The sequence below is a fragment of the Pseudomonas putida genome, from assembly GCF_030159595.1.
GTDB classification, from domain to species: Bacteria; Pseudomonadota; Gammaproteobacteria; order Pseudomonadales; family Pseudomonadaceae; genus Aquipseudomonas; species Aquipseudomonas putida_AC.
The window spans coordinates 54,081-66,613 of record NZ_BSKJ01000004.1; the positions used below are offsets into that span (position 1 = coordinate 54,081).

Here is a 12,533-nt window from a genome sequence, read left to right on the forward strand (position 1 = left end):
GCGGTGAGCATGGGGGCGCCGTTGACCGTTATCGAGCAAGCGCCAGGTGCGCCCCAAGCCCGACCAGCGCAGCCCCCATCGCTGCATCGATCGGCCGCCGCATGCCCGCGTAGATCATGCGAACCCGTTGGGTCGAAAACATCAGGGCCAATGTCGAAAACCACAGGAACGACACCGCCGTTACCACCACGACTGCACTGCCGAGTACCCAGGCAGGGGCATGCTGAGGCAGTACGGTAATGAAGAAACTGCCGAAGAACACCGCGGCCTTGGGGTTGGTCATGGACACCAGAAAACCGACCCGAGGCGCTGGCGTTGTGGTGTTGCTGGAGGTGGTGATCGCCAGGTCCTGATAGGGGCGGCGTGCACCGAGCAGCATCTTGATGCCGAGGTAGAGCAAGTAGCACACCCCGACCACGCGGATGGCGTCGTACAGCCAGGCCAGTTTGGTGAGCAGCACGCCCAGGCCGATCACTGCCATCACCGCCCAGACGCAGATGCCCAGGGCGGTGCCCAGGGCAACCCCCAGGCCGCGCTGGCGGCTGACCAGTGCGTTGGAGGTGACGGCGATGAAGTCTGGCCCCGGGCTTATGCAGCCCAGGAGCATGACCGCAGCAATGGTCAAGAGTTGAGGTATGTAGTCCACGTCGTGGCCTCCTGTAAAGTCGATTGCCTGTTCAAGCGCTGTTGCTGGCTAAAAGTTGTGCAGCACAGCCGGTCAGTTGACTGCGTCGTAATGGACAGACAGCTGGCCTTTCTTTTCTTTGAGTTTGAGCACTTTCACCTGACCGATCTCGGCGGCCGATGAAACATGCGTGCCCCCGCAGCCGTGCATGGGCAGAGTGCCGAAACACACCGTTCTCATGCCGTCCTGATCAAGCAGCTGGCGGGGTACGTCATCGTTGATCAGCTGGTTGACGGCGTGCTCCAGATGCTCGGCCGTCAGCGCCTCGGAATGGGGCTGACGCTCGAACACCACCCGGCACTCACCCGGCCAGTGGTGGCCCTTGACCGGCTGCCAGCCCATGAGCTGGCCTACGCCGGAGATCAGGTGGCCTGCGGAATGCAGGCGGGCGTGCAAGCTGCGAATGTCAGGTGAGACAGCGATGTCGACGGGGCCCAGCGGAACGGGCTGGTCAAGGACGTGGATGACCTGGCTATCATTCTGGCTTACACCTTTGACCGGTATGCCAGCGATGTCACCTTGATCAGCCAACTGCCCACCGCCTTGTGGGTGGAACAGCGTTTCTGCCAGCACCACCTGGAACTTGCCGTCATCCGTTGGCGTGCAGCTCAGCACTTCTGTGCGCAGGGTGAGTTCATCGCTTGTGTAATACGCGCGCAGTGTCATCAATGGCTCCTTGACCGTTTCTATCAGTACGGGGCGGGGACAATGCGGTGTCCGGCCCAGTGCCCAAGGTTAGGAAGCCTGTGCGAGAAGCGCTTGTATAAAATTGAGTGACCTGGAGGGGCGTACGTCAGTACCGCGAGGGTGCCACGCCAAAGGCCTGCTTGAAGGCGCGGTTGAAATGGCTTTGATCGTAGAAACCGACTTCCTGAGCGACCTTGGTCAGTTCCCACTGTGTGTGGCTGAGCAGTTCGCAAGCGCGTTCCAGGCGCAGGCGAACCAGCCACGCATGGGGCGTCATGCCCACGGTCTGCTTGAACATCTTCAAGAACTGGAAGCGCTCAAGGCCGCACAACGCGGCCAGTTCCAGCAAGGTGATCTTTTCTGCCAGGTGGGCGTTGCAGTGCTCTGTCACCCTGCGCCATTGCAGCGGTGAGAGGGTACCTTTGACGAACTGCTGCTTGACCATGCGGGTTTCGGTGAACAAGCGGCCCAGCAACGTCAGCCATTGCGACTCGACGAACAAGGGCGACGCGGGCAAGCCCTGGGCCAGGGTGCTGTGCAGGTTAGCCAGTTCCGCGGACAGCCTGGGGTTTTGCAACAGCGCGCCGCCCAGTGCAGAAAACCGGTCGTGCCCGGTCAGCGTTTCGGTGACATCCTTGAGCAGGGCTGCCGAGATGCGGAAGGTCTTGAGGGTATAAGACGCGGTATCGGCACTGACACCGTCATGGATTTCGCACGGCGGCATCAATTGAATGCTGCCAGGCGTCAGCAGCACGGATTGTCCGTTCAAGCCTTGGCGTTGCACACCCTCGGTGATCAGGCCAACGTGGTAATCGAGGTGGTAATGGCGATCAAAGCGAAAACTGGAAAACCGCCCCTCGCTGAGCACCAGGCCAGGGATTTCGCTATTGCGCTTGTAATCTACATGGTCTGCCACCAGCCCCTCCCGAACGGCCTTTGCCTGCCAAGCCCTCGCACAACCAAGGCGTGAGCCTGATTTTAATCCCGATGGCATTCAGGGCGTGAGCAAAGTTTTTACAGGAGGGGCGCGCGCAGCGGGCGCGGCGGCTGCTCGTGGGCGCCATGGCGACGCGGGAGCGGGGTCAAAGGTGCGTGGGTAAATCGCGTAGAATGCGTCTTGAGCGGTAATGGGTGCGGTACCGTGAGCAAAACAGACAACAACCAATGGAAAGGTGCGTAATGAGTGGTGCTCTGATTGATGCAAGCCAGGCGACGTTGCTGGTTGTCGATGTGCAGGAAAAACTGGTGGGTGCCATGCATGAGGCCGAACGCCTCACCGCACGGGTCGAGTGGCTGGTGGCAGCCTGTGCACGGCTGGCATTGCCTGTGGTGTTTTCCGAGCAGTACCCCAAAGGCCTTGGCCCGACCCTGGCGCGGCTGAAAGACGTGTGCGCCTCGGCGCCGGTGGTGGAGAAGTTGCATTTTTCCTGCGTACCCGCCGAGTGCCTGCCGCCTTCGTTGATGCAGCGTGAGCAGGTCATTCTCTGTGGAATCGAAAGCCATGTGTGCGTGCTTCAGACCGCGCTCGACCTGCTGGCCGCCGGCAAGCAGGTGTTCGTGGTCGCCGACGCCACGTCAAGCCGCACCGTGGAGAACCACCTCGCGGCACTCCAGCGCATGGCGGCGGCGGGTATTCAGGTCGTCACGCGTGAAATGGTCGTGTTCGAATTGTTGCGTAGCGCAAGCCACGAACAGTTTCGGGACATCAGCAAGGCCTTCCTGGCGGGCGAGCAGCCCTAACGGTTGACGGTTTTCTGACGGTGAGCCGGTTGCCCGGCTAACCGGCGCCCACCGATAGCCCTGCGGCTGTTTGCTGAGGCTGTGCGTGAGTGGGCGCGCCAGCAGCACGGGTAGCCTGCCTGCATGCCTTGTGATCGGTTGCGGTAATGCCAATCTAACGGCATCATTTGCTAATAGTTCCCATTAGCAAGTTAGCCATGTCTTACGCGCCTCCCGATAATCAGTCCCTCGCGCTACGCAACCGCATCCTGCAGCAGATGTTCGGCGACCACCATGACTGGCTGCTGCAGCGCCTGCGCGCACGCCTGGGCTGCAGCCATGACGCGGCCGACATGGCGTCGGAGACGTTTGCGCAAGTGGTGAAATTGCCCGACCCACAGGGCATCCACGAACCGCGCGCCTTGCTCACCACCATTGCCAAGCGACTGGTGTTCGCCAGTTGGCGGCGGCGTGACCTGGAGCGTGCCTACCTTGAAGCGCTCAGCCAGCAGGCGCCGGGTTATGAGCCATCAGCCGAAGAGCAGGTCCAGGCGCTGGAAACCCTGAGCGCCCTCGACAGCATGCTTGAAGGTTTGTCACCGCTGGGACGCAGCGCGTTTCTGTACAGCCAGCTGGAGAGCCTCACCTATGCCGAAATCGGTGCCCGCCTGGGTATTTCGGCGCCTCGCGTGCATCAGTATGTGACCAAGGGCTTGACCTTGTGCTACCTGGCCCTGGAATAAACATGCCCAAGACTCGACTGCCACGGGCGGTGGCCGAGGCCATCGACTGGCTGGCGCTCCACCGTTCAGGGGCCATGAGCGATGCAGATCGCCAGCGTTTCCAGCAATGGCTGAGCCTTGACCCGGACCACGCCGTGGCCTGGCAGCGCCTTGAACAGCGCCTGGGCATGGCGTTCGCCGATATGCCGCCACTGGCGCGTCAGGTGCTCAGCACCGAGTCCGGCAGCCGGCGCCGGCTTTTGCGCGGTGCATTGGCGGTCGCTGGGGTAGGTGCGGGTAGCTGGTGGTTGCAGCGCCTTGGCCTGTTGCCCGTTCCGGGGAGCGACTTGCAGACCGGCTTGGCCGAGCGCAAGCCGTTCACCCTGGAGGACGGCAGCCACGTTGTGCTCAATGCCCAGAGCCGTGCGGACATTGCCTTTACGGCCCACTCACGCACGCTTTTCCTGCGTGAGGGGGCGCTGAGCATTCAGGTTGCCGCCGACCCGCAGCGGCCGCTGATCGTTGTCACGGCCTTTGGCGAGGTGCGCGCCTTGGGCACACGCTTTACCGTCAACCAGCGTGACCAGGCTGCCGACGTTTGGGTACAGGAATCGCGGGTACAACTGCAGGCGCCAAACGGCGCCCGTCTGGAACTGGGCAGTGGTCAGGGTGCCGTACTGTCCAACGCGGGGATCCGTGCGCTGGATCCTTCCCGGGCCGGCGAGGGTACTTGGGAAGACGGCTATCTGGAGATTCACGACCAGCCGCTGAGTGCCGTAATCGATGCCCTGCGTCCCTATCACCGTGGCGTGTTGCGTATCAGCCCTGACGCTGCGGCATTGCGGGTATCGGGCGTGTTTGCGCTGGATGACAGCGGGCAAGCCTTGCGCACGCTACAAGAAACCTTGCCTGTACACGTCGAGCAACGCTTCGGTTGGTGGACCCAGGTGAGCCTTCACTGATTTTTTTTCATCCCCCCCTTAATAACAGAGCCACTCGCGTCACATAGCTGGCATCGACCACCTTCCGGGACCGCTGCCCATGTACCGAACACACCGTTTCAGCCTGACACCTCTGGCCTTCGCCCTGGCCTTGGGCGCACTGCACGCTCCCGTTAGCGCTGCGAGCGAGCCGGGTGGCCAACAGCAAGTGCTTGCCTTCGACCTGCCTGCTGGCGCGCTGGATGCAACCCTGACCGCTATCGCTCGGCAGAGCGGGCGCAGCATTTCTTATGACGCCTCGCTCACTCGCGGCCTGACGGTACCTGCACTGCGTGGCCGTTTCAGTACCGAGCAAGCCTTGCATCAAGCCCTGCAAGGCACCGCATTGCAGTTGAACGTCACGCCCGGCGGCGCACTGAGCGTCGAGCCGCGCGCAAGCGATGCTTTGCACCTCAGTGCCATCAATGTGTCTGGCCAGGCGTACGAGCAGGATGCCTGGGGGCCGGCCTACAGCAAGGTCGCCCGGCGCAGCGCGACCATGAGCAAGACCGATACACCGCTGCTGGAGATACCCCAGTCGGTGTCGGTGATCACGCGCGAGGAGATGGTGTCGCGCCAGCACGACAGCCTGGCGGATGTACTTGGCTATACCGCCGGTGTGGTCACCCAGCCCAATGGCTACAGTCGTGTGGCCGACGACTACCGGCTGCGTGGCTTCGACATCGGCCCACGCACCGGAAGCGTGTTGCGCGACGGCATGAAGATGCAAAGCACACAGTTCGAAGGTGGCCAGGAGCCCTATGGCCTGGAGCGCGTCGAGGTGCTCAAAGGCGCTTCGTCTGTGCTGTATGGCCAACTGGCACCGGGTGGTTTGATCAACACCATCAGCAAGCGGCCGACCCTCACCCCGCTGCACGCGCTCAACCTGGAATATGGAAACCATCAGCGCCGGCAGATATCCACCGACCACAGCGGCGCGCTGGATGACCAGGGGCGCTTCAGTTACCGCTTGACCGCGCTGGTGCGCGACAGTGGTACGCAGTTTGACGAGATCGATGACGACAAGCAGTACATCGCGCCCGCGCTGGCCTGGCAAGTGGACGACGACACTCGCCTGACGCTGCTGGCCAGCCACCAGCGCACGCAAACCACGCTGACCCCGCCCATCCGCTACGACCTGACCACCTTCAGCGACACGCCGGGCTACAAAGTGCCGTATGGCCTGTTTCCCGGCGAGCCAGACTTCGACAAGTACGATGGCACCCTGCAGACGTTCGGCTACCTGCTGGAAAGCCGCCTGGGCGATAGCCTGCAATTGCACCACGCCACCCGTTATTTCGAATCGCGCAGCGACTATGACTACATCACCCTGAACAACAGCCGGGTCACCGGGGCGAACCTGAACAACCTGACCCGCAGCTACAACGCCCGTGAGGACATTTCCACCGGTTGGACCAGTGACAGCAACCTGACCCTCCAGCTTGCCCATGGCAACTGGCAACACACGCTGCTCGGCGGCATCGATTACTACCGCAAGACCTACGACAGCCACCGGCACAGCGGCAGTGCGCCGACCCTGGACCTGGCCAATCCGGTTTACGGCAACTTGCCGACGGTGAACACCGCGATCGACAGCGGCTCGGACTTGCACAGCACGCAGATGGGTATCTACCTGCAAGAGCAGGCCACGTTTGACGAGCGTTGGGTGGTCATGCTGGGGATGCGCCAGGACTGGGCCGAAAACAACACACGCAACTACCGCGACGGTTCGCGCAGCACGGTTACCGACCACAAGACCACCGGCCGGGTTGGCCTGGTGTACCTGGCAGACAATGGCTGGGCGCCCTATGTCAGCTACAGCCAGTCGTTCTTGCCCTCCGCAGGCACTGACAGCAATGGCGACACCTTCGAACCCACCGAAGGCGAGCAGTACGAGATCGGTGTGCGCTATCAGCCTGCCGACCGCGAGTTACTGATCAGCGCTGCGGTGTATCAACTGACCCAGCGCAATGTGTTGACCTCGATCGCTGGCTCCGACTTCGACGAACAAACCGGCAAGGAACGCAGCACGGGCTTCGAGCTGGAAACCAAGGCGCAGCTGACGCCCGACCTGGCGATGAATGCCTCCTATGCCTATACCGATGCGCACATCATTTCCGATAACGACAAGGCACTCGAAGGCTCGCGCATCGAAGGCACGCCGTACCACAGTGCCGCCTTGTGGCTGGACTACCGGTTGAGCTGGCTGGGGCTGCCCGACGTCAGCGTGGGCGCTGGCGCCCGCTACAACGGCACGACACACACCGTGCCGAGCGTGAGCGACCGAAAGATCCCGGCCTATACCCTGTTCGATGCCCGCGTCACCTACCAGGTGAATGACCAATGGCAGGTGAGTGCTCGCGCCCAGAACCTGGCCAACGAGCGTTACCTGTATTGCGCCAACTCATGCCGCTATGGCGATGAACGCAGCGTGGTCGGCGCACTGAGTTACAACTGGTAGCGGTGTTGCTGGCCAGACACGCTCGGGGTGGCCGCCTGGCGCGCGATCAGAAGCCTTCCAGTACAATCTTGCCGCGCGCTTTTCCGCTTTCCAGCATGGCGTGGGCGCGCTTGAGATGCTCGGCGTTGATCGTACCGTAGTGCTCGCCGAGGGTGGTCTTGAGCACGCCACTGTCGACCAGTTGCGAAACGCGATCGAGCAGTTGGTGCTGCTTGATCATGTCCTCGGTCTTGTACAAGGAGCGCGTGAACATGAGCTCCCAGTGCAGTGAAAGTGATTTGCGCTTGAGCGGCATGACATCCAGCTGCGCCGGGTCGTCGATCAACGCAAGCTTGCCTTGTGGGCGAAGCACTTCCACCAACTGCGGAAGGTAGGTGTCGGTGTGCGTGAGGCTGATCACATAATCGACCGGGCCCAGCTTGAGCGCCTCCAGCTGAAGCGGAATCGACTCGGCGTGATCGATCACATGATGAGCGCCCAGCGCCTTGACCCACGCCTGGGTTTCGGGCCTTGAAGCTGTGCCGATGACGGTCAGTTGAGTGAGTTTGCTGGCGAGCTGGACCAGGATGGAACCCACCCCGCCACCGGCACCGATCACCAGAAGGCGCTGGCCATTGCCACCGTTTTCTTCAACGCCCAGGCGGTCGAACAGCAGCTCCCAGGCAGTGATGGACGTGAGGGGCAGGGCCGCGGCACTGGCGTTGTCCAGGCTGCGAGGCTTGTGCCCGACAATGCGTTCATCCACCACATGAAGTTCGCTGTAGCTACCCGGGCGGTCAATGGCACCGGCGTAGAACACTTCATCGCCCGGTTGGAACAATGTGACCTCTGGCCCGACCTCGCGGACAACGCCGACAGCGTCCCAGCCGAGCACTTGTGGCTGGTCACCGCCGCGGCTTGCACGGATTTTCGTATCGACCGGGTTGACGGCAATGGCCCTGACTTCGACAAGCAGGTCCCGGGCACCGGGTTTTGGGGTGGGCAGTTCCGCGTCGTACAGCGACTGTGGGGCGTGGATCGGCAAACCAGGTTGGGTGTAAACGACGGCCTTCATTGGCGCTACCTCTAGGGTGGTCGAAAAGTGCATCCAGACTATGCGTTTCGATTTACTCAAAAAATAGCCTGAATGCAGTAAGACTTTCTCGTTTTCAATGAAAATGAACGGTGAGGCCTGGCCTCATGCTGGTCACTAGGCCCTGTAGCGGGGCGCGAGCTGGTTGCTGGACAGTTGGCCGAACAAGGACTGTCGGCTGGCTTCGTAGTGCTCGAACGCTTGCAGGTCGTGCACCGAAGGCAGTGAGATCAGCACACCCTTGTCGAAGTCCTGCAGGGCGCCGTCCACCAGGTCCTCGGCCGACATCACGATGGCGGGGTCGAGGTTTTCGAGCGGCAAGCCACCTGTCTGCCAAAGGTCTGTCGCCGTGGCCCCGGGCAGTACAGCCTGGACCTGGACGCCTTTGCCGGCCAGCTCCTTGTCAAGCGCCTGAGTGAACGCGGTGACATAGGCCTTGCTGCCGCCGTAGACGCCGTTAAGCAGTTCCGGTGCCAGGCTGACGATGGACGAAATGTTGATGACCGCGCCCTGTTTGCGCGCCACGAAGCCTGGTACAGCCGCGTAGGTGAGGCGGGTGAGGGCGGTGACGTTGAGGCTGATCATTTCGGCCATGCGCTCGACGTCACTTTCCAGCAGGCCGGTATGGGTACCAATACCCGCGTTGTTCACCAGCAGGCTGATGCTGGCGTCTTCGCGCAGTTTGCGTTCGACCTTGGCGAGGTCGGCTGCGTTGGCCAGGTCGGCCGGGAACACTTCCACGTTCTGCCGGGTTTCGCTGGTGAGCCGGGCGGCCAATGCATTGAGGCGTTCGCGGTTGCGTGCTACCAGCACCAGGTCATAGCCGCGTCGGGCCAGGTGCCCTGCGTAGATCGAACCGATGCCGGTGGAGGCGCCCGTGATGAGCGCGGTGCCTTTGAATTGCTGCGTCATGGTGATGCTCCGGGGTTTGGGTGTGGAGCCATCATGCAGAATGTGTTATGTGTCTTAAACGACGTATAGGGTACGCTTTCAGGACATTTCAAAGAGGGGCCCCACAATGCACCGAGTCGGCTACCTGATACCCGAAGGCTTCCAGGTCATGTCCCTGGCGACGCAAACCGTGTTCGAGTTCGCCAACATCGTGGCAGGCGAAGCGGTTTACAGAATCCAGAATTTCTCCATTGGGGGTGGCACGGTACGCTCCTCCTTGGGGATGCATATCGACACTTTACCCTTGGGCGCGCCGGGCCTGGCCGACACATGGATGGTCACCGGCACTCTGACACCGCTGACGCCTCCCAGCGGAGAAGTGCTGGCCAGCGTGCGTGGCTTCGTCGACGCTGCGCGCCGTACCGCAGGCCTTTGTACCGGCTGTTTCGTGTTGGCGCAGGCCGGCGTGCTGGATGGCCGTCGCGCCACCACCCACTGGGCCTATGCGAACAAGCTGCGTGAGTTGCACCCGAAAATCGACGTCGAGGAAGACCGGATTTTCATTGTCGATGGGCCGATATGGACGTCTGCCGGCATGACTGCCGCCCTGGACATGGCGCTCGGCATGGTGGAAAAAGACCTGGGCACCGAAATGGCCAGGTCGGTGGCGCACAAGATGGTCATGCACCAGCGGCGATCTGGCGGGCAGTCGCAACATTCCGAGCTTTTAATGCTCTCGCCCAAGTCGGACCGTATCCAGAGCGCGCTGGATTACGCCCGCAAACACCTCAACCGCCCACTGAGCGTGGAAGAGCTTGCCGACGTGGTACACCTCAGCCCGCGGCAATTCACGCGTGTATTCACCGCCGAGACCGGGCAATCACCGGCCAAGGCCGTCGAGAGCCTGCGCCTGGAAGCGGCCCGGCTGATGATCGAGCAGAGCCGGCACAGCCTGGATGTGGTGGCCAAGGAAACCGGGTTCAGGGACCGTCGGCATATGCGAGAGGTGTTCATGCGCGGGTTTGGCGTACCCCCTCAGGCCGTGCGCCGGGATGCCCGGCGGTTGTTGTCCATTTGAAGTTGGAGGCAATGCCAGCATTGCCACTCGTTTTTTCCGCACTCAACGGATAATTCACGCACCGCCCGGACAGCCCTTTAGCGGCAACCGCCTGAAGATGTCTCCATCCCCCAGCGAATGGAGACATGACAATGAAGGGCCAATACATCACCCTCGCTGCCGATTCCGGCGAGCACTTCCAGGCTTACCTGGCCACTTCGATCGATGGCCGTGGCCCGGGCGTGGTGCTGTGCCAGGAGATTTTCGGCGTCAACGCGGCCATGCGCGAGGTGGCCGATCACCTGGCGCAGGAGGGTTATACGGTGCTGGTGCCAGACCTGTACTGGCGTCAGGAGCCAGGGGTAGACCTGGCTTATACCGAAGCCGACTTCCAGCGCGCCTTCGCCCTGTACCAGGCGTTCGACGAGGCACTTGGTGTGCGCGATATCGCCGCCAGCCTGCGACACCTGCGCAGCATGGAGGCCTGCAGTGCAGATGGCCTGGGCGTGGTCGGCTATTGCCTCGGCGGCAAGCTGGCCTACCTGGCGGCGTGTCGATTGCCCGAAGTGGCCTGCGCCGTGGGTTACTACGGCGTCGGCATCGAGAAGGCGTTGCATGAACTGGAAGGCCTGACAGGCCGCCTGGTGCTGCACTTTGCCGAACGGGACTCGTTCTGCCAGGCCGATGCCCGCGAAGCGATCATCAGTGCACTGCATCAGAAGCCTGGCACCGAGGCCTATGTCTATCCTGGCGTAGACCATGCTTTCGCCCGCCCCGCAAGCGATCACTACCACAAGCCCTCGGCCTTGCTCGCCCATGAACGCAGTATCGCCGCGCTGCGCCGTACCATCGGCCCGGACTACAACCTGTCGGCGTTGTGGGACGAGCATGTTCGTCATGAGTTCGATACCCGTGATGTGCCGGCGACCATGGCCACCATGGTCCCGCAGCCTTACGTCAACCATATCCCGACCATGACCGGCGGGGTTGGCTATCGCGAGCTGGCGCGTTTCTACCGTTACCACTTCGTGCATGGCAACCCGAAGGACATGGCACTGACGCCGATCTCGCGCACCGTGGGTGCGTCGCAGATCGTCGACGAATTCGTCATGAGCTTCACCCACGACCAGGAGATCGACTGGATGCTGCCGGGCGTGGCGCCTACTGGGCGCTTTGTCGAGATTCCGATGCTCGGTGTGGTCAAGTTCCGTGGGCCCAAGCTCTACCACGAACATATCTACTGGGACCAGGCCAGCGTGCTGGTGCAGGTCGGCTTGCTCGACCCCACCGGCTTGCCGGTGGCGGGTGTGCAAACCGCGCACAAACTGCTGGACGAGACGCTGCCATCCAACACCCTGATGCCGCGTTGGCCCAGCAGCGCCAACCTGCCGATCGAGGGGTGAGCCATGCATGTGAATCTGGCGGGGAAGGTAGCGGTGATCAGTGGCGGTGCGACCCTGATCGGGGCTGCAGTGGCTGAGACGCTGGTAGCTGCGGGGGCGCGGGTGGCGCTGCTGGACATCGACCACAAAGGTGCCGACGTGGCGTCGGGCTTCGCTGAGGCGGGCATGTTCGTGGCGCTGGACCTGACCGACGACGTCGCCATCGGGCAGGCGGTCGGTACGGTGAAGCAGCGTTGGGGGCGGGTGGACATGGTGATCAACCTGGCCTGTAGCTACCTCGACCAGGGCTTCGCTTCCGACCGAGCCGAGTGGCTACGCGCCCTGGATATCAACCTGGTTTCAGCGGTGCAGCTGGTGCGCGCACTGCACGACGAACTCAAGGCCAGTGGCGGGGTGGTGGTCAACTTCACCTCGATTTCCGCCGGCTGTGCGCAAACCGGGCGTTGGTTGTACCCGGTGTCCAAGGCGGCCATCAAGCAATTGACCCGCTGCATGGCCATGGACCTGGCCACCGACGGCATCCGGGTCAACTCGGTGTCGCCGGGCTGGACCTGGTCGCGGGTCATCGCCGAGGTGAGTGGCGGTGACCGCGACAAGGCCGACCGGGTGGCCGCCGACTATCACCTGCTGGGGCGGCTGGGTGACCCGGCCGAGGTGGCCCAGGTGGTGGCGTTTCTCTGCTCGCCAGCGGCCAGTTTCGTCACCGGTGCCGACTATGCGGTGGACGGTGGCTACTCGGTGATGGGGCCGGAACGCAACGTCCCAGCCATTCCACGGCTGGCCGAATAAGGCTGGCGAAAGCGTTATTCCAGCGCGTGCCGAGCGCGCTGCATTTCACACAGCAATCGAACAACAG

General features: G+C 62.5%; 12 protein-coding genes. 7 read left to right on the forward strand and 5 right to left on the reverse strand.

Going from position 1 to position 12,533, the window contains the following annotated elements; genetic code table 11:
• Positions 1–28: 28 nt before the first annotated feature.
• From QQL85_RS10230 to QQL85_RS10240, 3 genes are all read right to left on the reverse strand, one after another.
• On the reverse strand, positions 29–646 hold the full coding sequence (locus tag QQL85_RS10230; protein WP_284353848.1) for a LysE family translocator: 618 nt from the start codon (positions 644–646) through the stop codon (positions 29–31).
• Between the two features lie 72 nt (positions 647–718).
• A complete protein-coding gene (locus QQL85_RS10235) occupies positions 719–1,351 on the reverse strand; it encodes an alanyl-tRNA editing protein (protein WP_284353847.1) in 633 nt (210 codons plus the stop codon).
• Between the two features lie 127 nt (positions 1,352–1,478).
• The gene (locus QQL85_RS10240; RefSeq protein WP_284353846.1) at positions 1,479–2,288 is read right to left on the reverse strand and encodes an AraC family transcriptional regulator; all 810 of its coding nucleotides are present in this window, start codon (positions 2,286–2,288) and stop codon (positions 1,479–1,481) included.
• A 263-nt stretch (positions 2,289–2,551) separates the two neighbouring features.
• Here QQL85_RS10240 and QQL85_RS10245 point away from each other — a divergent pair, with 263 nt between their 5' ends.
• The 4 genes from QQL85_RS10245 to QQL85_RS10260 all read left to right on the forward strand — a co-directional run bounded on the left by QQL85_RS10245 (position 2,552) and on the right by QQL85_RS10260 (position 7,254).
• Positions 2,552–3,112, forward strand: coding sequence for a hydrolase (locus tag QQL85_RS10245; RefSeq protein ID WP_284353845.1), 561 nt, complete (start codon positions 2,552–2,554; stop codon positions 3,110–3,112).
• A 197-nt stretch (positions 3,113–3,309) separates the two neighbouring features.
• Entirely contained in the window at positions 3,310–3,834 is a 525-nt protein-coding gene (locus tag QQL85_RS10250) for a sigma-70 family RNA polymerase sigma factor (RefSeq protein WP_284353844.1), read from the forward strand.
• 2 nt (positions 3,835–3,836) lie between these two features.
• A complete protein-coding gene (locus QQL85_RS10255) occupies positions 3,837–4,775 on the forward strand; it encodes a FecR family protein (protein ID WP_284353843.1) in 939 nt (312 codons plus the stop codon).
• A 79-nt stretch (positions 4,776–4,854) separates the two neighbouring features.
• The gene (locus tag QQL85_RS10260; protein WP_284353842.1) at positions 4,855–7,254 is read left to right on the forward strand and encodes a TonB-dependent siderophore receptor; all 2,400 of its coding nucleotides are present in this window, start codon (positions 4,855–4,857) and stop codon (positions 7,252–7,254) included.
• Positions 7,255–7,300: 46 nt separating this feature from the next.
• On the opposite strand, the gene QQL85_RS10265 is transcribed toward QQL85_RS10260, so the two are convergent.
• Both QQL85_RS10265 and QQL85_RS10270 read right to left on the reverse strand, forming a co-directional pair.
• Positions 7,301–8,308 (reverse strand): zinc-binding alcohol dehydrogenase family protein, encoded by a 1,008-nt coding sequence (locus QQL85_RS10265; RefSeq protein WP_284353841.1) that lies wholly within the window; start codon positions 8,306–8,308, stop codon positions 7,301–7,303.
• Positions 8,309–8,443: 135 nt separating this feature from the next.
• Positions 8,444–9,238 carry an SDR family NAD(P)-dependent oxidoreductase gene (locus tag QQL85_RS10270; protein ID WP_284353840.1) on the reverse strand — a complete coding sequence of 265 codons (795 nt, stop codon included), beginning with the start codon at positions 9,236–9,238 and terminating at the stop codon, positions 8,444–8,446.
• 106 nt (positions 9,239–9,344) lie between these two features.
• Between QQL85_RS10270 and QQL85_RS10275 the strand changes: the two genes are divergently transcribed.
• The 3 genes from QQL85_RS10275 (at position 9,345) to QQL85_RS10285 (ending at position 12,466) form a co-directional block, all read left to right on the forward strand.
• Positions 9,345–10,295 carry a GlxA family transcriptional regulator gene (locus QQL85_RS10275; RefSeq protein WP_284353839.1) on the forward strand — a complete coding sequence of 317 codons (951 nt, stop codon included), beginning with the start codon at positions 9,345–9,347 and terminating at the stop codon, positions 10,293–10,295.
• 131 nt (positions 10,296–10,426) lie between these two features.
• Positions 10,427–11,677, forward strand: coding sequence for a dienelactone hydrolase family protein (locus QQL85_RS10280; RefSeq protein WP_284353838.1), 1,251 nt, complete (start codon positions 10,427–10,429; stop codon positions 11,675–11,677).
• Between the two features lie 3 nt (positions 11,678–11,680).
• A complete protein-coding gene (locus tag QQL85_RS10285) occupies positions 11,681–12,466 on the forward strand; it encodes an SDR family oxidoreductase (RefSeq protein ID WP_284353837.1) in 786 nt (261 codons plus the stop codon).
• Positions 12,467–12,533: the final 67 nt, after the last annotated feature.